We start from the raw sequence: 20,906 nt of genomic DNA on the forward strand, positions 1-20,906 counted from the left end.
CCCTCCTTATTATTGTTTTGACCAGTCATCGTCGCTTCTTAGACTGATTTCCCAATATGTTTTATAATATTTCAAAATACCTTTCACATCAAGTCTATCTCCAATAGTGGCATCTGAAGTTAATATATTAGATCCACCTTTAAATATGTATATTGAAGCTGTACTGTCCGTTGTGTCATATTCAAGACTTAACCCATATTTATCAATACTTGTTATTGTTCCTGATGAGCTAACTAAAGCACTTGCATAAGGATTTAATCCTATATCATTTTCCTCTAATATAGAAGGATCTAAAGGTATAGCATTTAATTCATTTCCAGATAGCTGATCTAATATCATAACATTTTTCACAGCAAATGTTTTTCCAGAAGTATCAGAATACATATCGCCTTTTACAATAAGAATATCACCGATATTTACATTATAAACATTAGAATCAAATTTCAATTTTAATGCCTTATTTGTTATAGGATCTTCTAAATATACATAATTTTTATATACATCTACTACAGAACCAACAACATTAGCTCCAAATAAATATGTTGAAAGATATTTATCTTGAGATTCCTCTATGGAATATGTATCATAGATATCTGTTCCAGTAGTAAATGTGTTAAATGCATCAGCATCCACTCTACCAAATGGATCTACACCATATCCCTGATCTATAGAAATTGATATTGCACTTGATACATCATTTTGAGTATAAGCATATGCAAGATCTATTGCCCATGAATATGTTTTATTAGGAGCAAGTGGCTCATTATACATATATAATCCGTTAGCATTTAGTAAGAACCATTGTTGAGATGCATAATTTACTGCTAAAGGATAAGGGCCCATAACATCATACATTTGTTGATATACCTTACCATCTTCACCTATATATCCAGGCAATAGATGTTGTTCAGACTGAACTAAATCATAAATCCATAATGTATACTCAAAAATAGCATTATCCAATGAATTATCATAAACTTTCGGTCTGAATTCAAAAATAGGTTCTCTTGCAACGTTTGTTGATAACATAGATGGTGAGGTTAACTCTACATCAAACATACCAAGTGGAATTACAGAACCTAAATAATGTAATTTTGTTTCACCATCATCATAAACAGCCGTAACACCATAATGAACTTCTTTACCAGGTTCCAACTTAGGACTGTAGTCTCTGAAGATAAAGTTATTTTTTGAATATTGTGACACATATCCAGCCTTTTCCCAATTTAAGCCATCAAATGATCTGTATATATTATATCCATTTGGATATTGATACAATACCCCATTAGGATCAAACGCATTAACAGGAATCCACCATACTTCAACCCACAAATTGGAATTTAGTTGTGCTGCTTCAATATTATAATCTAACTTTTTATTAAATTTTGATTTAAACAATTTAATCTTATTTTCAACATTTCTTTTAATTAAATTATTTATTTTTACATTAGCTTTTTCAATATTGCTTCCTTGACTATAAAATCCTATTTCCATTCTTCTTGTGTAAGAATCCAAATTAGTTCCCATGTCATAAGATGCCCAATCTGCAGGTGTATATTTCGGAAGAACTATGTCATTATTATTTAAAATATTTAAATACTTTACAATTTCAATTTGATTATCATTGTAATCATAAACTGTTATATGTAAATCCGTTAACCCCTTGTAGTCAAAGGTATTAAAGACAAACGCCACTTCTGAAGCTCCTGATGTATAACCCCTATCTCCAGTCATAAAACCAGATCCCGGTGTTTTCCCTAAAGCTGCATAAATAATATTTATATGATCGTTTGACACAGGAGTTGCAGTAACTTCAACAAAAATAGGGTAATTAATTACAACATTATCAATATCTAAAGCTTCTGGTTTGTTTTCAGGCGTTGCTCCATTTGAAGCCCAAAGATAGTAATCATTGTACTTATAAACACGAAAATCTACTTCTGGTAATTCTTGCGTATCTGGGTCTGGATTTAATTCTGCTTTTCTTAATGTAATATAAACATCTTTTACTTCTCCTGCTTTAAGCATTAACCCATCAACCTTTGTTAAAGCATGATTTAACTTGGTAGCTTCTATAGTTAAAATGGTTTTATCTGTTATATTTGATATAGTAAATGTTGCAACACCACTATCATCTGTTGTATTTGTTATACCATTTAATGTAATATTAGCACCAGACACGGCAGGTCCTGATTTTGCATCAGTTACATAAACTACAACTGTGGCATTACCTGTTATTTCAGATGTTGGTGCAGTATATATAAATTCTTTTTCTGATATTCCGCCAAATGGATCTTTTGCTACAACAATATAATTTCCATCTTTATTCTCTGTATTAAAGAAATTTGCATATTTTTCGCCTATTAAAGTTGAAGCTTCCTGAGTTCCTGAATATATTTCATATTTTAATTCATCATTATCATTATCAATAGCATCCCATGAAAACTTAACAACAGAATCATTTACAATTTCAGATGCAACTTCTGTTTCAAATACTGGTGCTGTATTTGATTTAAGTGTAAATGACCACACAGGACTTTTCGTTTCAAATCCTTTTTCATCCCTTGCTACCACGTACCAAGAAATATTTTCTTCTGGCAAAAAACCTCCAAATTGAATTTCGGTACTTTCTGTTGTAGTTATAAAAGAATCATCTATATATACATCAAATTCCAAAGTATCGTTATCAACGTCTGTTGCCAACCAAGATAATTTAACAATAGCGTTAGTATCGAATGTAGAATTTTCCCAAGCTACATTAATAGCATTATTTTCTGGAGAAGAATTTCCAATTTCTGGGAAATGATTTTCACCATCATATAATGAATTTGCTACTTGAAAAAGAAATTCAGGGCTTTCTACTTCTATATTATTCAATTCAACAGCAACAATTTTCATAGAATAAGTACCTATAGTTGCTAAATCTGTTATTTCATATGTTTTATTTGTGGTAGTTCCTACAAGTGTGAACTCTGTTTTTCCCGGAGATTTTAACATTATTTTATATTCATATTCCCTTCCGTCAATATAAGATAAAATATCCCAGGAAACATTTTTTGAAGTATTTTTTAATACAGATGTGTTATTTTGAGAAAGGATTTTTACCTCTTTAACACTTGGTACAACCTTAAAAGTTAAATCCTTTGTTTTAACTGTCTGATCCCCAGCTGTTACTTCAACGTAATACGTATAATCACCTAAATTTACAAACTTATTTTCAGGTATAGTAACTTCTGTTAAATTAGAACCACTTTTTTCAAAAACTATAGAATTGCCGAGCTTTACAACAACTTTTGCTGTAAAAGAATCGCCCCCTGCAACAGACCATTTAATATCAACTGGTGATTTTACAGGCACAACACCATTAATACCGGTTACAGCTTTTGTAATAGAAATAGTCAAAGGTGTTTGTTGCCTAATACATGATGCAAAAAGCAACAAAAATAATAAGCCAAAAATTAGTAAATATGAAACTTTTTTCTTCATCCAACTACCCCCTTTTATGAAATTTGATTTGTTTAACTAACAGTTAAACTTTTTATTATTATAATATTTAACATTGTATTATACAATAATTTTTTTTGATTTTCAAGTTATCTAAAGGTAAAATTAAATAATTAGGAAACCTAATATTAATTAAATCAAATAAAAATGAAGCAACATTCCGTTGCTTCATTCGAATAATTTTAACATATCTTCTTTTGATAAATTTTTGATTATAGAATTTTCCGAAGTAATGGCCATGTTATAAAGTTCTGATTTTGCGTTTTTTAATTTTAATATTTTTTCTTCTATAGAATTTTTTGTTATAAATTTATATACAAAAACAGCTTTTGTTTGACCAATTCTATAAACTCTATCAGTTGCTTGATTTTCAACAGCTGGATTCCACCATGGATCATAATGTATTACATAATCAGCACCTGTAATATTTAACCCAGTTCCACCAGCTTTTAAACTAACCAATAATAGTTTAATCTCATTATTTCTATTAAAATCTTCAATAATCTCTACTCTTTTTTTTGTTTGGCCAGTTATTTTACTATATTTTATATTCTCTTCATTTAACCATTCTTCCATAATATTAATCATTTTAACAAATTGCGAAAACACAACTATTTTATGATTTTCACTTAATACTTCTAATACAAATTTTTTAAATTCATTAAATTTAGATGATTCTATATTTAAACCAAGTAGTCTCGGATGGTTTACAATTTGTCTTAATCTTAACAATCCTTCTAATATACTAAAGTTTAAATTTCCCTGTGACATTGCTATTTTTTGTCTGTATTCCTGTAGAACTTGATGATATATTTTCAGTTGATGCTGTGTCATTTCATTGAATATATATTCTTCTGTTTTTGGTGGTAATTCTTTTAAAACATTTTCTTTTTTTCTTCGTAGAATAAAAGGTTTTATCTTGCTTTTTAACAGTTCAATGCTTTCTTTATTTGAATAATTATATTTTCTTAAAAAATCTTTTCTTTTTCCAAAAAAGCCTGGCATTAAAAAATCAAAGATATTGTATAAATCATTTAGTGAATTTTCTAAAGGTGTTCCTGTTAAAGCTAACTTATGTTCGGCTTTTAATTTTCTAATTGTCTTATATAATTTGGTTTCATTATTTTTTATGTATTGTGCCTCATCTAAAATGATATAAAATAATTTTATTTTTTTAAATTCTTCAAATGAATTTCTTATGGTTCCATATGTTGTTAATATAACATCTGTATTCTCTGGTATGTTTTTTTGGTTATTATGATAAATATAATAATTAAGATTAGAAGAAAACTTTTCTATTTCATTTGCCCAGTTGTATACAACAGAACGCGGAGTTATTATTAAAAACTTTCTATTTTTTTTCTTTAAAGATAAAATTAAAGCTATAGTTTGTACAGTTTTTCCAAGCCCCATATCGTCTGCCAAAATTCCGTTAAATTTTAATTCTTGAAGATATCTTAAAAAATAATATCCTTGAATTTGGTAATCTCTCATAGGAATTTTTAATTCGGGAATGTCGTATTCTTTTATTCTTTCAAACTTTTTAATGTTTTCTATAAATGCTTTTGTATTTTTATCTAGTGTTTCTATTTTAAAATCTTTTTCATTGAGTAAAGAATATATATTATAACTTTCCATCTCAATTTTATTTTCTTTAAACTTTAAATCATTTAATTTTTCTAGTATTTTATCGGGGATTTTTATAAATGTTTCATCTTTCAAAACAATAAAATTATTTTTCCTATTTTTTACAGCGTTTAAATCTATTTTTTTCTTATCTTTTAACTCGATTTCTCCTTCGACATTAAACCAATTGTTTCTTAGATTTAATTTTATATGAATATTTTCTATTTCCTGCTTTTTTATATTTTTATTCATTTTGATGATTATATTTTTATCTAATAACTTTATTTTGTTTTCTATAAAATCAAAAAATTGGTCAATTTCCAATATTGCATGACCTTTCCCATCCAATTCAATTCCAGAATTTTTTAAAGATTCTAATAATTTTTTTTCTTCTTCAATATTTTTATTATTATAATCTTCATTTAATTCAATTTCTTCGCTGTACAAAAATTTCCCTTTTATATGAAATTCTGTTTTTACAAAATTTATATATATATTTAATTTTGGAATAAACAGATTTTTGTTAATATTTAGATTTTCATCTATTTCAATTTCAAAGCCATATTTTTCATATTTAACTAAGTAATCTTTTATAAACTTTTCAAGACTCTCTTTGTTTTTGACTAAAACATAGGTTTGAATATCTCCACTAGATGGGAATTTTATTGATGTTTTTGATTTTATTAATGAAAAATTATTTTTTTCATAATAAACAGAATCTGTTACAGAATACATGATATTCTCTGGAGTTATTTTTGGAAGTAATTTTATAGATATATTATTTTCATTTCCTGTTTTGCTAATATAAAGTTTGAATTTTAAATCATCATTCCAATGTATATTTTTTTTATTTTTGAATAGAATTTTTTTATTATTTATTTTCTTTAAATCTTCAAAATTATTTAGAACTAATTTGAATTTTCTATCTTTTAATGTAATTCCAGAACTATGTAATGGTATAGGAGTTATTAATTTTTTTATTTCAATTTCATCTTCTGGTATTTTTGTCTTTAAAAACTTTTCAACATCATCAAAAGTGTTAATATCCTTTCTTAAAACTATTCTATTTTTATTTTTTTGGGCTAATTTTATAATTGCACCATTTGAATTAGGATAGATTAAATAATAAGTATCTCCGTAATCGTAAAAATTAAAAAAAACATCAGGGTTTAAAGCCGTTTTATATTCGTCTTTAAAAATACCATTACTTTTTAAACGATTTTCTATTTCTAATATTAGCATAAAAATATGTTCACATATATCTTGATTATCATTTTTGTGTTGACATGAACATTCATAATTAATTCTTAATGTTTCAGTATTAATAGTAACAATTGGTTTATAAAATGCTTGTCTATAATAATATGAGTTTTGTAATACAATCATAGAATAAGTAATTAAATTATTTTTTTCATAAGAATAGAAATAATCTATAAATACATTATCATAATTTTCATCAACTGCTTCTTCGTACATTTTTGAACCTTTTTCAAGTATATGCGTCGGAATTCTTTTTTTTAATAATTCTAATTTTCTTAGTATTGCAAATAAATTATTTTCCATATAAATCACCTCTTTGGTAAATACGATGAAATTTGTTATAATTACATATACAAATAATATATATAGGGGGTGGAAAAATAGATACCTTAACGTTAAATATCCAACCTGCGATAGGTTATTTAGGTGCGTTTTTAGGTGGTATAATTTCTTTTTTTAGTCCGTGTGTATTACCTCTTATTCCATTATTTTTTGGTATATTAATGACTGATTTAAATGATACAATGTTAACTATTAAAAGAGGTATTGCATTTTTTCTAGGGTTAAGTATATTTTTTTCTATTTTAGGTGTTTTTGCTGGAACTGCGGGAAGTTTTCTTTCGACATATCAAAGTATATTTAATATTATAGCAGGTTTTTTTATTATTTCATTAGGAATATTTTATTTATTCGGAAAAGATGGTTTTAAAGGTTTCAAAATTGATTTAAATAAACACAAAAACTCATCATTTTTCAGCGCTTTTATTATTGGTATTTTAATTTCATTTGTATGGATTCCATGTTCTGGGCCTGTACTTGCTGCTGTTCTAACTTTTGCTTCAACTACTTCTAATGTTTTCTCTGGAGGATTAATGTTGTTTGTTTATTCTTTGGGTATTTCAATTCCATTTTTATTTTTTAGCGGAGCAATAAGTAAAATACTTTCAAAAATAACATTTGGGACACCTAAATGGGAAAAATATATTAGAATTTTTGGTGGTATATTGCTAATAATCATGGGAATATTAGTTATTTTTGGGTTATTTAATTCATTACAGGGAGTGTGATAAAATGAAAAATTTATTTGTTTTTGCGATGTTTATATTTGCAATATCTATATACAGTTATGCAGCAAACCTTGATGATTTTATTATTCATGATTTTAATACAGCTCTTAAAATAGGTGAGATAACAGGAAAAAATGTTGTCATTATGTTTTCCTCTAAAAGCTGTTATTATTGTAAAAAATTTAAAGAGGATGTATTAACAGATAAGAAAATTCAGAAATGGTTAAGAACAGAATTTATATTCGCTGAAATATATGCAGATAAGAATAAAAGTGCAAATTTTAAGAATAAAAGTATGAATTATGTTGAATTATTCGGTGCTTTTGGAATACGTGGAACACCAACATTTTTCTTTTTTGATAAAGAACCACTTGCTCAATTACCAGGATTTGTTGAGAAGGATACTTTTTTGTCCATCTTAAAATATTTTAAATATTTGAAAACAAGAAATATTAAGTATCAGGATTTTGTGAAAAGTAATATAAAAGTTAATATTGAACGCAAAATTTTAAAACTAAAAAAAGAAGATATAGAGTATTTACTTTTAAATGATCCAAATACAAAAAAATACAATGAAAAAATGGATAAATATACAAATGTGATTTTGGATAAGGTTGATAAAAAATTAGAAGAAAACTTTTATGTTATAATTTATGAAAAGTAAATATAAAAAATATTGTTTTTAGTGATTTTCTATGATATTACAATATCCAAAAAGTAAAGTCGCTCAAACCTTGATTGTTAATCTTCAAAAATAGCTCATTATCGCCGGTCGTATTAGACTCACATCCATGTTCGGCTTCACTCAATTTTGCATCCATGCAAAATTGACCGGCTCCACTCGCTATTTTTTCAGACAATCTACGAGTTTTCGCTTACTTGACTTTTTAGACATTGTAATGATATAATATCCATGTAAAATAATAGTAGATATATAATAAAATCAAAGGACGGTTTTATTATGAAAATAACAAAAATAAAAAAATTATATATAAAAAACAAAAAGCCCTTTAATGGGGCTTTTTTACTTTTTTGGAGGTGAAAAGGATGAAAAGGGTTGCTATTGTTGGAGCACAATGGGGTGATGAAGGCAAAGGAAAAGTTGTTAATTATTTTTCAAATAATTATGAATGGATTGTAAGATTTTCTGGTGGAGCCAATGCAGGACATACTATATATTACAAAGGGAAAAAATATGTAAACCATTTATTACCTTCAATTATACCTGAAGGTAATTCAAAAGCTTTTTTAGGAGCAGGAATGGTTATAGATATAGAGCAATTAATAAAAGAACTGGAAATTCTGGAAAATGATTTTCCGGGTGTTTCTTCAAAAATATATATAGATTTAGAAGCTTTTATAGTTTTACCATATCATAAAGAAGAAGATGCAATTTTAGAAAGTTTAAGAAAAAATCCAATAGGAACAACAAAAAAAGGAATTGGTCCTGCATATACTGATAAGGTATCAAGAGAAGGATTCAAAGTTTACCACCTTTTTGATGAAGATTTATTAAAACAAAGACTTGAAGAGATTATTTATTTAAAAAGGAATATATTTGGTGAAAAATATAATTTTATGCCAGAAGATATTTTTAATTACCTGATAAAGCAGAAAAAAAGATTGGAAAAATTGAATGTGAATTTCACTTCTGCAATAGATATGGCTGATGTTTTCAGAAACACTTCTGTATTATTTGAGGGTGCTCAAGGTGTGTTACTTGATCTTGATTTTGGCACATATCCTTTTGTGACTTCCAGTGCAACAATGGCTCATGGTGTTTCTTCTGTTGGTTTTTCAACATTTGAGCTCAATGAAGTATTGGGTGTATTAAAAGCATATACAACACGCGTTGGTGAAGGTCCTTTCCCAACAGAAGAATTTGAAGAAATTGGTGAAGTAATAAGAAAAAAGGGAAATGAATTTGGCGCAACTACAGGAAGACCAAGACGTGTTGGTTGGCTTGATTTACCTGCATTGAGATATGCAAAATTAAGATCTGGCTTAACAAAATTTGTCATTACAAAAGCAGATGTTTTAAATGGACTTGATGAGATAAAGGTTTGTGTTGGTTATGAAATAAATGGAAAAATTAAAGAAATTCCAACATCATCCTATGATTTTTTTGTAGCAAAACCTATATATGAAAGTTTAAAAGGATGGCCTGATACAAAGCATATTAATTTCTTGAAATATATGGCATTTATTGAAGAAAAAACAGGTATTGAAATTTCTCATATATCCTACGGACCCAAAACTGAAGAAATGTGCAGTAAAAATGAGATGATATTTAATATTTAATTACAGATTATGTTATAATAAATAATATAGCATGTCTAAAATAATAAAATAATGATAATCGTGTATAAGGAGGGGTTTCATGTTATATAATATGCCAACAAAATTATATTATGGAAAAAATATTATTTCACAACATAAAGATGAAATGATCTGTGGTGAAAAAGCTTTAATTGTAACTGGTAAAAATTCTGCAAAAATAACAGGCGCTCTGGATGATGTTATTTCTGTTCTTAACGAATTCAAGATCCCCTATGTTCATTATGATGAAATTGGCGAAAATCCAACATATGATATGATCTTAAAAGGAAGAGACATTTGTTTAAAAAACGAATGTGATTTTGTTATAGCTATTGGTGGTGGAAGCCCTATGGATGCTGGAAAAGCTATAGCTGTATTAACAGCCAACCCAGATTTGATTCCTGATGATTTGTTTGATAATAATAATTATGACGTTTCACTACCAATTGTTGCTGTGCCAACAACTGCTGGAACAGGAAGCGAAGTAACTGAATATGCTGTTTTGACAAAACCAAATGGAAGAAAATCCGGTTTTAAAAGTAATTTAATCTTTCCTGATGTCTCTTTTTTAGACCCTATATATATGTTAAAGATGAATAAAAACCTCACATTAACTACTGCGGTTGATGCGCTGTCCCATGCTGTAGAAGGGCTTCTCTCTAAAAAGTCAACTCCAATATCAAATATACTTGCCAGAGAATCCATTGAATTAATATATAGATATTTACCAAAAACTTTGGAAGATTTGGAAAATGTAGAATATAGAGAAAAGCTGGCTATTGCATCAACTTTAGCTGGTATGGTTATAGCACAAACAGGAACAATCTTACCTCATTCATTGGGATATAGAATTACAATACATAAGGGAATAAGACACGGACAGGCTACAGCTATATTTTTACCATTAATTGCAAAAGAGGTGAAGAAAGAAAATCCAAAAAAAGTAGAAACTCTTGAAAAAATTTTTGGAACTTTAGATAATTTTGAGATCTTTTTAAAAAAAATAGGAACATATAATTTTAATATAGTTTTTACTGAAGAAGAATTAGAATTATTTTCTGAAGAAGTTATGAATTCATCGCATATAAAAAATACACCTGGTAATTATGATAAAAATAAAATTAAAGAAATGTATAAAAAAATTGCAAAAATATGATAAAATATTGAATAAGGGAGTATTGCATTGAAAATATATTTTGTAAGACACGGAATGACGAATTGGAGGGAGAAGCATGAGGCTTTATACATATTTTTTACCTGATGAAAATATTGAACCCCATAAATATTATATAGTCATAGACACATTAAGAGCAACATCTACAATTGCTACAGCATTATCTGTAGGAGCATCTCATATTGTTGTTGCTAAAAATCCAGAAGAAGCTTTTAATCTTAAAGATAATAATACACTTCTATTAGGTGAAAAGAATGCTTTAAAAATTTCAGGGTTTGATTATTCTAATTCTCCCTCAGAAATACTAAAAAATGCGGCTGTATTTAAAAATAAAAAGGTGGTTTTATGTACTACAAATGGCTCTAAAGCATTAATAACAGCAAATTTTAGAGGAATAACTATAGCAACATCATTATTGAATTTAAAAGCTGTTTTACAATATTTATTAGCAAAAAAAGTAGATGATATTGGATTTATCTGTAGCGGCAATGAAGGTAATATATCGCTGGAAGATGTATTTACCGCAGGAAGAATGTTAAGCGTATTATCAAAACAAGATATTACATATTTCAATGATGAATCCTATATTGCTTTAAACATGGCTAACATCCCACATACAAGAATATTACAGTATTCAACACATGCTCAAAAATTAAAGAAAATAGGGTTAGATAAGGATTTAGCCATATGTTTTAATGAAGGACTTTTGAATGTCGTTCCAATTTCCAAGATGAATAAAAATGAATTTAAATCTAAAATAGATATATAAAAATCTGGAGGTGTAGTATGAAAAAATTTGTTTTAGTTTTACTATTGATTACATTTAGTATTTTAAGTTTTTCTGAGATTATAGGTTATTTAACAAAAAATGGAAAAGTATTGGAAAATTATTATCTGGATGATAAAAGGTTTGAAATTGAATATTTGAATAGAATAAATTCAATGCAAAAAAATGGTCAGCAGTATGATAAAATGAAAGAACCATATTATATGTTATCTACAATAAAAGATATTTTGAATTATAAAATTCTTGAATATTATGCAAAAGAAAGCGGCTATAAAATAGATATGGATAAAATTAATCAGCAAATTGAAACTTTAACTTCACAATATTTGAGTAATCCTCAAACTAAAGAACAAATAATAAAATATTTTGGTTCAGAAGATAAACTAAAAGAATATTTAAAAGATGCATTAGTTTCAAATGAATATTATAAATTTATAGATGAAAATATTGGAAAAGTTACAGAAAAAGATTTAGATGAATATGTCAACAAAAATTTCGAAAATATAAAACTAAGAAATGAAAAAGTTCTTACAAGACATATATTGGTTACTGATGAGGCTACAGCTAATAAAATATTAAAAGATATTAAAAACGGAAATATTTCATTTGAAGATGCTGTAAAAAAATATTCAATAGATACACAATCTGCAAAAAATGGAGGAAAAATTGAATGGGTTGCAAAAAATCAGGTTGTTCCAGAATACTTTGATGCTGCAATTAATGCCAAAATTGGCGAAATTGTTGGGCCCATTAAAACAAACTATGGTTACCATATAATTAGGGTCGATGATAAGAAAGTATATAAATCAATTCAGGATATGAAAGCAGATAATGAACTTATAAATAATCTTAAATTAGAAATCAAAAATGAAAAATTATATAAATGGTACACAGATTATTCCAAAGATTTTAGTTATGCATTAAGATATGAACCACTTCTTTATGAAGATAGAATTGAAAAAGCTAAAACCATAGAAGAAAAAATTTCTATAGAAAAAAAATTATATGATGCTATTAGAACAAATGAAAATGCTCCAGAATTATGGAAAATAAGTTACTTAAATTTAGTAAAAGAATTAAATACATCTTTACCCGAAATGCTTAAGTTAAAAGAAACAATAAATACATATAGAAATAGCACATATATTAAAATGTCAGAAGAAGATATAAGTAAAAATATTGATGAACTTGAAAAAAACATAAAAAATATAAAAGATGAAAAAGAAAAGGCTTCAAAAGAAAAATTAAAAAAAGATATGGAAAATCTTTACTATGCAAAAATTATGTATCCGGAACTTTTTTCAGAAAATATGAATATAAATAAAACTAAAGATTATATTAATGAATTGAAGAATAAAGAATTTGAAATATTAAAAGGAATATATATGAAAAATAAAGATATGAACACACTTATAAGATTATATCAATTAAACCCGGATGACCCTGAAATTTCATTTGAATATAATTATTCATATTATCAATACATTAAACAATATATTCATACACAACCTAAAGATGTTATACAACCAGAATTGGAAAAAACACTTCAGGCATTTGAAAAAATATATTCTTCTACAGACAATTCGGATATAAAAGAAAAATCTAAGAAAGTTATAGATGAAATAAAATCTACATTAAAGAATATGATGGATATAAACGGGAAAAAATAATTTAACAGGGGTCGGCATATTATTTAAAAAGCAAAAAGATCTGGCAAAATTATTTGGAAGAAAAAACGTATGTGTAAATATAAAAACAAGCCGTTTTACGGCTTGTTTTTATATTTCTATTAATTCATATTCTTTATTTCCAAGGCCAATTTGTTGTGCATGATTTAATCCAGCTTCCCAATCAGCATTTGGATGAACAAATTTGAATTTATCCTCCCCTACAAAATCATGAGAATTGTAAATTTTGCTTCCGGGAAGAGCAGGAGCATTTTTAACCAAGTCAACACTCGCCATATCCAGAGCTACAGGATCAAAAGAAGCAGCGATTCCAATATCCGGGACAATTGGATAATCATTATTTGACCAACAATCGCAATCCGGGGAAACATTCATTATGAAATTTATATAAAATGCGGGTTTATCTTTTACTATAGCGTATGTGTATTCTGCGATTTTCTTATTCATTATTTCAGATGATTCATTCCAGACCACCTGCGCAGCATTATATTGACAAACAGCTATACATTGACCACAGCCAACACATTTATCGTAATCAATATATGCAATCTTTTTTTCATTGAGATGAATAGCATCATAAGCACAATTCTTTACACATATACCACAGCCAACACAATTCTTATCTACAATTTTAGGCTGAGATGTTGAGTGTAATTCTAATTTTCCTCCTCTGGATGCACATCCCATTCCCATATTTTTTAAAGTACCACCAAATCCAGCCTGCTCATGCCCTTTAAAATGCGCCATGGAAATAATCACATCACTATCCATTATTACAGTACCAATTTTTGCAGTTTTGCAATAATGTAGATTTATAGGAACCTCTACATAATCAGTACCTTTTAAACCATCAGCTATTATAACATGACAACCTGTTGAATGTGGGTTAAATCCATTTTCATAAGCACTTTGAATATGATCCAACGCATTTGATCTTTTTCCAGAATACAAAGTATTGGCATCTGTTAAAAAAGGTTTTCCTCCAAGTTTTTTAATTAATGCCACAATTCTTGCAGCGTAATTTGGTCTTATATAAGCTAAATTCCCAGGTTCTCCAAAATGAATTTTTATTGCAACAAATTTATCTTTAAAATCAATTTTTTCAATACCAGCTTTTTTTACCAATCTTTCCAGTTTGTCGAGTAAGTTCATACCAGGTCTTGTTCTTAAATTTGTAAAATAAACCTTTGAAGCCATAAAAATCCCCCTTTTATAATATTTCAATTTTTTTCAATAAATCTTCATATGTTATTTTAGTATTATTTAGTAGAAAATATTCTTCATTATGAAATTCAATTTTTGAATTCTCAAGTAAATGCGAATTTTTCCTTTTAAAACCTATGAAATTTGATTTTAATTTTAATGGTACTGTAAGCCTTTCTTTTTTAAATGTAATCATAATATTTTCAGCTATTTTTGTTCTGACAAGATCACCAAAAGAATCATGATACGGGCCAGCTACTACATTGTCTCGTTCTTTTCCATATAAACATATACCAAGTCTTATAACCTTTTTTCCTGTAGATTCTATAATTTCTGTCATTTTTGCAGCTTTTTCGACAGCTGTGTCTAATGTTTCGGGAACATACTCTCCTTTTTTAAACATAATTTCCAGTTTTGAATTTTTTAATATAACTGTTGGATGGATTCTTATACTTTTTACTTTTAAAAAAGATGTAATTATTGCTGAGTTTATATCTTTATTATAAGAACTTTTAGGTAATCCAGTCATTAGATGAATACCGTAATTTATATTATTTTTTTCAAGCAGGTCAATAGCGGTCCATACGTCATTTAAAGTATGAGGTCTGTTTGCAGCTTTTAAAACATTGTCGTAAAACGATTGAACACCAATTTCAATAAAATTTATCGAATAATTTTTCAAAATATTGATTTTTTCGCTGGTTATTTCTTCTGGTGATGTGGAGAATCTTATTCCAAATGCCTTATAATTATTAATTTTATCTTGAGCCCATTTTAAGTAAAATAGCATTTCATCCTCTTTCATTCCTGTAAATGTTGCACCATAAAATGCAATATAGGGTTGGGAATTTTCAGGAAAATAATTTATATATCTTTCAAATGTTTCGTCTAATTTTTTTATATCAGGCTTTGTTTTTATTCCTGTTGCAGAATATTCGTTACAAAAAACGCATATTTTTTTGCATCCTGCGTGTGGAATGAAAATAGGAATTATATATTCTCTTGACAAAATTCTCACCTCAAAAATCATAATAAGACTGTCTAAAAAATCTAAAATGAAATGAAGGCTCGAAGATTACCCTTACACGCTACCGCGGGTATTGGTTAAAATAATTTTGATTTTATAAAAAACTTTTGAGCTATCGCTCTCCTTTTCCCTTAGATTTTTTATACCTAAAAAATCTAAGCGTGAATGGAAACCGTCAAAAAAACAGGACGTTTTTTTGAGTGAAGCTTTTTCATGGATGAAAAATCTGAGCGACGGCTGAGAATGAATAATTTTAAGGATAAGCAATCAAGCTGCCTGAGTGAATTTGAATTTTTGGACATCGTAATCATAATTTTAAACAGGCTATTATAATTTAAATATATTAAAATTATAACATAAAATTCATCTATAATCCAAAATAAATCGACGGTAAAACCGCCGATTTATTATTTTATGCCTATTAATTTTTTTACGAAATTTGGTAATGCGAAACTCGCAACGTGAATTTCTTCGTTATAATATTTTAAAGTTTCTTTCTTTTCAAAGTTTTTAATTTTTTCGGGATTAAAATCTTTTAACGGGTCTAATCCTTTTGATGCAAAGGTATAACTCCACATACCAGATGGATATGTTGTCATGAATCCCATATAAACTTTTGTAACAGGAAATGCACTTTTTATTCTGTTGTAAGCAATTCCAACCCAGGCTCTATCATAAAAAGGATCTTCTGTTTCTGCAGAAAACACGCCATTTTCTGTTAATGCATTATTACATGCTTTATAGAAATCTTCAGTAAATAAATGACCGCCTTCTCCAGCTGTAGGATCTGTAGAATCTACGATTATCACATCAAAATAATTTTCAAATTGTCTTACATATTCTGCGCCATTTTCATTCACTATTTTTAATTTTGGATTGTCAAATTCAACGCTTGTTGTTGGTAAATAATTTCTTGCCGCTTCAATAACCATTGGATCAATTTCACACAAAATAACTTCTTCAACGGACGGATGTTTTAAAACTTCTCTTGTAGATCCTCCATCACCACCACCAATTACTAAAACTCTTTTAGGTTCTGGATGAATGAACATTGGAACATGAACCAACATTTCATGGTACATAAATTCATCAACTTCTGTTGTCATTGTAATACCATCCAATGAAAACACTCTACCTAATTCTGGATTTTCGAATACATCAACACGTTGATATTCACTTTGACCTGAAAATAATATTTTATTCATTTTCATAAATAATCCAACGTCTCCACCTGTATACCATTCCATATATAATAAATGTCTCCCTGGTTCTAATTTTTTTTCCATTTCTATCCCTCCTTAAACTTCCACTTTATGTGGTGAGTTTTCAGCTATACCTATTTCTTCATAAACTCCTCTTAAATGTTCTATTGTTTGTGCTCTTTGAGAGTTAAATGCTTTTTTTAAGAATTCAAAGCTTTTCCACGGATCAACATGATCACCGCATGTATAGATATCAACAGAAGCATAACCATATTCCGGCCATGTATGAATAGCAAAATGAGATTCAGAAACTATTACAGCTCCACTCACCCCATGGGGTAAAAACCTGTGGAAAGTTGAGGTTACTATAGTTGCTCCAGATTCAATAGAAGCTTTTTTCATTAATTCTTCTATTTTGTCTACGTCGTCTAATATATCTTTGTCACATTCATAAAATTCTGCTATAATATGTCTTCCTAATGATTTTGCCATTTGCAACCCTCCCCATGGAATTTTTTATTGTATTTCAATCCATAAAACCCTAGCTTTTTTCTTTTTGCTAGCATTTTTTATATAATGTATTTTATCAGATTTAAAATAAAAAGCATCTCCAGTTTTAGCTTTATACTTTGCATCATCTAACCATAATTCGATATTACCTTCTAAAACATAACCAAATTCTGAGCCTTCATGATAATTTTCTTCTTCTGTTTGCGCCAATGGTTCTAATTCTACAATCATAGGTTCTATTTTTTTTACTTCTGTATCTGTCATAAGTAATTCTTCTTTTACACCATCTGGCGTATCATAAATAGGAACCCTTTCACTTTTTTTATAAATAACTTTTTGATCTTCAAAATCAGAAAAGAATTCTTTCAAATTTGTACCTAATGCTCTTAAAATCATTTCCAAACTTTCAAGGGTAGGCGAAGTTAAATCTCTTTCTAATTGAGAAATAAATCCTCTTGTTAAATCAGCTCTTACGGCTAATTCTTCCTGAGTCAAACCTCTCGAAAGTCTTAATTTTTTTAACTTTTCGCCTATTTTCATAATATCACCTGTATTTTATATATGTCTTTTGTGTATTTTATAATAAACAGCTAAAAGCCTTTTTAAAAAGTCATTTCATTATAAAACAGCAAAATTTTACAATAAAAAAATCTTGTTTTTTGCAATTTTATGAGTAGTATAATAAACAGTACGTTTATTATTATAATCTTTTTTTCTTTTTATGTCAACAATATTCTTGTCAAAAAAGTATTTTTAATATTAATTTTTTTTTACATATATTCTTTGTTTTATGAGAAATTAATGTTATAATCAAATTAGACGATATGTATTTAGGATATAGGAGGTATTTTTATGGATAAAATTAAGGTAAAAGTTATTTATGAATCTGATGACCAAACTTATGAAAGAGAATTTTCAAAGGAAAAATTTAATAATTTTAATGAATTGGTGCATTTTTTCCAAACAGAAAAAGCAAATTCTGTATTGACAGGAATGAAAATAAACGAAAAAGAAATTCCAATGAAATATTATGATGAAATAAAAAATGCTTTTTTTGAAGGCGGAGAAAATATAGAATTGTTATTTGACGATCTTTATGGTCTTGTCAAAAAACTTTTATTAGAAGGAAAACAATACATATTCAAAATAGAAAATTCACTTAGTTCAATATCAAAGGAAATTATGCTGAATACCCAAGAAGGTCATAAAATGATAAAAGCCCTTGCTGAAGGATTACAGGCAATGAATACTATTCTTTCACAGGCATCAAAAGTATTAAATAAAACTTTTATTACAGAAGAAGAAATGGAAAAACAAAAAGAAATTCTGGAAAAAATAATAGAATCACAAAGTACTTCAGATAATGTTGAAATTTCAGATATTATTGATTATGAGTTTTCTGAAATTCTGGAAATTTTCAAAAAAGCTTTTAAAAGAGCCATCGATGAAATTGAATAAGAATAAAGTATATACACCGGAGGTGTGAAAATGTATCAACCAAATAATTTTCAAGCAAATAATTTTCAAAACGCTAACAATAGATATGTTGAAAATATGGTTAAAACCGCAAGTCCAGCAAAATTAGTGGAGTTATTATATTTAAATTCTATAGAACGTTTAAATAGAGCTGTTAATATGATAAAAAATAAAAAGATTGCAGAAGCTCATAATCAAATTGTTAGAGTTGAAGATATTATTATGGAATTAAATTTATCATTAGACATGGAAAAAGGAGGAGAAATTTCTAAAAATTTAAGAGCTTTATATAATTATATGTATAGACGTCTTTTAGATGCTAATTTAAATAAAGATATAGAAATATTAGAAGAAGTAAAAACACTTTTAAATACACTATTAGAAGCATGGAGAGAAGCTATGAAGCAGGCAAGTGATGTTGTAAAACAGCAGGTTAACCAGGGACAAAGGAAAGGTTTGGATATTTCAACATAAATAAATTTCAAAATATAATGCAAAATATATATATGAAAATATAAAAACAGATGTTTAACATCTGTTTTTATATTTTTTGTGATATAATTTTAATAGGAAGGTAAAACTTTTTTAAGTTAGGGGGGAGTTTTATGGAATTTAAAAAAGCGAGTGAAGTCCCTAAGATTGCGATAGTTGATCTTGTAAATAAAACATTTAAAGACTATTCTGTTCCTATAAACTGGACTATGACATCATTTGAATATGATTTAAAAGAAAATTCGATTTCTCTTGATGATTCCTATATAGTATATGAAGATAATAAACCAATAGGTTTTTCCCTTGTCTCAATTAGAGGAACAAGAGGAAGAATAGATGCTTTTGGATTTTTGAAAGAATTCAGACTTAAGGGTTATGGTTCGGAATTATTATATTATACTCTGGAAAAGATGAAGTGGAAAGGCATAACAAAAGTTGTCTTAGAAGTTGTGGATGAAGAAGCAAGTGCAAAAAAATTTTATAAGAAACACGGATTTAAAGAACGTCGAATACTTGAAAGTTTTATAAAATATCTTGATAAAATTGATGATACAAAATTTAAATATGTAGAAACTGATAATAAATATATACACGATAGAGCGGTAGAAGCATTACATTATATAGGTAGAAATCCAAACTGGCAGAGAGAGCCTAAAACGCTCGAATTATCCAGAGAACGTTATAAAATGGAAAGAATCATTCAAAAAGGTTTTACAATTGGCTATGTTGTATGGGGCAAAACAAAAGAAGGAGTTTTTATTGTAGATGTTTCACCAATTGTGGATGCTACAAAATATGAAGAAATATTAAAGGATTTAATCAATAGATTTTCAAATATGAATTTTAAAAATATAACTATAGTATCTTTACCAGAAAATGATCCATTATATGAATTAATAAAAAAATATGAATTTACACCATTCTTAAAGCAAGTAGAGATGGAAAAAAGAATCCATTAAAAAAGCAGCGTGATTTACGCTGCTTTTTTAAAAAACATAAATTATTAAAAAAATCTAAAATGATGTCCATTCATTTCTTAACAACCCCATTATTATTTCATCATGATATTTACCTTCTCTGAATATTTCTTCTCTAAGTATGCCTTCAATTTTAAATCCAACTTTTTCATAAGATTTTATAGCTCTTTTATTAAAACTAAAAACATGTAACTTTACTTTATTAACATTCATTTCATTGAATATAAAATTTATCAGCACTTTCATGGCATCTGTGCCATATCCTTTATTCCAGAATGGTTTACCCAGAAAAATTCCAACAGTTGTTACAGAATTTTTCCAGTCTACACTAACAATTCCACATCCACCTATATATTTATTGTCTTCTTTTCTTTCTATAGCAAAACTGTAATTATCTGCTTTCATAGGATTTAGTTTTTCATACCATTTTAGTTCATCTTCATAGCGGAATGGAAGAGGTATTCCTGGCATTAAATATTTTTTTACATCAAAATCATTTATGTATTCTAATATATTAGCTATATCATCTTTTGAGTATGCTCTTAATCGAATTAATTTTCCTTCATACATTTGAAATCCCCCCTCTGTTATTTG

The 20,906-nt window shown here is 27.6% G+C and carries 17 protein-coding genes; 9 read left to right on the plus strand and 8 right to left on the minus strand.

Annotated elements, in window-relative coordinates:
* Positions 1–9 precede the first annotated feature (9 nt).
* Together X275_RS04195 and X275_RS04200 are read right to left on the minus strand one after the other, a co-directional pair.
* On the minus strand, positions 10–3,486 hold the full coding sequence (locus tag X275_RS04195; protein WP_047267686.1) for a carboxypeptidase regulatory-like domain-containing protein: 3,477 nt from the start codon (positions 3,484–3,486) through the stop codon (positions 10–12).
* Positions 3,487–3,672: 186 nt separating this feature from the next.
* A complete protein-coding gene (locus X275_RS04200; protein ID WP_047267687.1) occupies positions 3,673–6,693 on the minus strand; it encodes a DEAD/DEAH box helicase in 3,021 nt (1,006 codons plus the stop codon).
* A 110-nt stretch (positions 6,694–6,803) separates the two neighbouring features.
* On the opposite strand from X275_RS04200, the gene X275_RS04205 reads away from it, so the two are divergent.
* The 6 genes from X275_RS04205 to X275_RS11040 all read left to right on the plus strand — a co-directional run bounded on the left by X275_RS04205 (position 6,804) and on the right by X275_RS11040 (position 13,407).
* Positions 6,804–7,457, plus strand: coding sequence for a cytochrome c biogenesis CcdA family protein (locus tag X275_RS04205; protein WP_255350035.1), 654 nt, complete (start codon positions 6,804–6,806; stop codon positions 7,455–7,457).
* Between the two features lie 4 nt (positions 7,458–7,461).
* The gene (locus X275_RS04210; protein ID WP_052913611.1) at positions 7,462–8,121 is read left to right on the plus strand and encodes a thioredoxin family protein; all 660 of its coding nucleotides are present in this window, start codon (positions 7,462–7,464) and stop codon (positions 8,119–8,121) included.
* Positions 8,122–8,504: 383 nt separating this feature from the next.
* The gene (locus X275_RS04215) at positions 8,505–9,758 is read left to right on the plus strand and encodes an adenylosuccinate synthase (RefSeq protein WP_047267689.1); all 1,254 of its coding nucleotides are present in this window, start codon (positions 8,505–8,507) and stop codon (positions 9,756–9,758) included.
* A 79-nt stretch (positions 9,759–9,837) separates the two neighbouring features.
* Entirely contained in the window at positions 9,838–10,932 is a 1,095-nt protein-coding gene (locus X275_RS04220) for an iron-containing alcohol dehydrogenase family protein (protein WP_047267690.1), read from the plus strand.
* A gap of 76 nt (positions 10,933–11,008) precedes the next feature.
* The gene (locus tag X275_RS04225) at positions 11,009–11,719 is read left to right on the plus strand and encodes a 2-phosphosulfolactate phosphatase (RefSeq protein WP_052913614.1); all 711 of its coding nucleotides are present in this window, start codon (positions 11,009–11,011) and stop codon (positions 11,717–11,719) included.
* 17 nt (positions 11,720–11,736) lie between these two features.
* Positions 11,737–13,407 (plus strand): peptidylprolyl isomerase, encoded by a 1,671-nt coding sequence (locus X275_RS11040; protein WP_052913617.1) that lies wholly within the window; start codon positions 11,737–11,739, stop codon positions 13,405–13,407.
* A gap of 108 nt (positions 13,408–13,515) precedes the next feature.
* Here X275_RS11040 and X275_RS04235 read toward each other — a convergent pair whose 3' ends face one another.
* The 5 genes from X275_RS04235 to X275_RS04255 form a co-directional block, all read right to left on the minus strand.
* Positions 13,516–14,622 carry a DUF362 domain-containing protein gene (locus X275_RS04235; RefSeq protein ID WP_047266576.1) on the minus strand — a complete coding sequence of 369 codons (1,107 nt, stop codon included), beginning with the start codon at positions 14,620–14,622 and terminating at the stop codon, positions 13,516–13,518.
* Between the two features lie 13 nt (positions 14,623–14,635).
* Positions 14,636–15,637, minus strand: a complete 1,002-nt coding sequence (locus X275_RS04240) for an elongator complex protein 3 (RefSeq protein WP_052913619.1) — start codon at positions 15,635–15,637, stop codon at positions 14,636–14,638.
* 425 nt (positions 15,638–16,062) lie between these two features.
* The gene (gene speE, locus X275_RS04245) at positions 16,063–16,941 is read right to left on the minus strand and encodes a polyamine aminopropyltransferase (protein WP_047267691.1); all 879 of its coding nucleotides are present in this window, start codon (positions 16,939–16,941) and stop codon (positions 16,063–16,065) included.
* Between the two features lie 12 nt (positions 16,942–16,953).
* A complete protein-coding gene (gene speD, locus X275_RS04250; protein ID WP_047266578.1) occupies positions 16,954–17,349 on the minus strand; it encodes an adenosylmethionine decarboxylase in 396 nt (131 codons plus the stop codon).
* Between the two features lie 24 nt (positions 17,350–17,373).
* Positions 17,374–17,907 carry a cupin domain-containing protein gene (locus X275_RS04255; protein ID WP_047267692.1) on the minus strand — a complete coding sequence of 178 codons (534 nt, stop codon included), beginning with the start codon at positions 17,905–17,907 and terminating at the stop codon, positions 17,374–17,376.
* Between the two features lie 312 nt (positions 17,908–18,219).
* On the opposite strand from X275_RS04255, the gene X275_RS04260 reads away from it, so the two are divergent.
* From X275_RS04260 to X275_RS04270, 3 genes are all read left to right on the plus strand, one after another.
* On the plus strand, positions 18,220–18,825 hold the full coding sequence (locus X275_RS04260; protein ID WP_047267693.1) for a hypothetical protein: 606 nt from the start codon (positions 18,220–18,222) through the stop codon (positions 18,823–18,825).
* A 30-nt stretch (positions 18,826–18,855) separates the two neighbouring features.
* Entirely contained in the window at positions 18,856–19,317 is a 462-nt protein-coding gene (gene fliS, locus X275_RS04265; protein WP_047267694.1) for a flagellar export chaperone FliS, read from the plus strand.
* A gap of 131 nt (positions 19,318–19,448) precedes the next feature.
* Entirely contained in the window at positions 19,449–20,294 is an 846-nt protein-coding gene (locus X275_RS04270) for a GNAT family N-acetyltransferase (protein WP_047267695.1), read from the plus strand.
* 54 nt (positions 20,295–20,348) lie between these two features.
* On the opposite strand, the gene X275_RS04275 is transcribed toward X275_RS04270, so the two are convergent.
* Positions 20,349–20,882, minus strand: a complete 534-nt coding sequence (locus X275_RS04275; protein WP_047266583.1) for a GNAT family N-acetyltransferase — start codon at positions 20,880–20,882, stop codon at positions 20,349–20,351.
* Positions 20,883–20,906: the final 24 nt, after the last annotated feature.

This window comes from Marinitoga sp. 1197 (assembly GCF_001021165.1).
Lineage (GTDB): Bacteria > Thermotogota > Thermotogae > Petrotogales > Petrotogaceae > Marinitoga.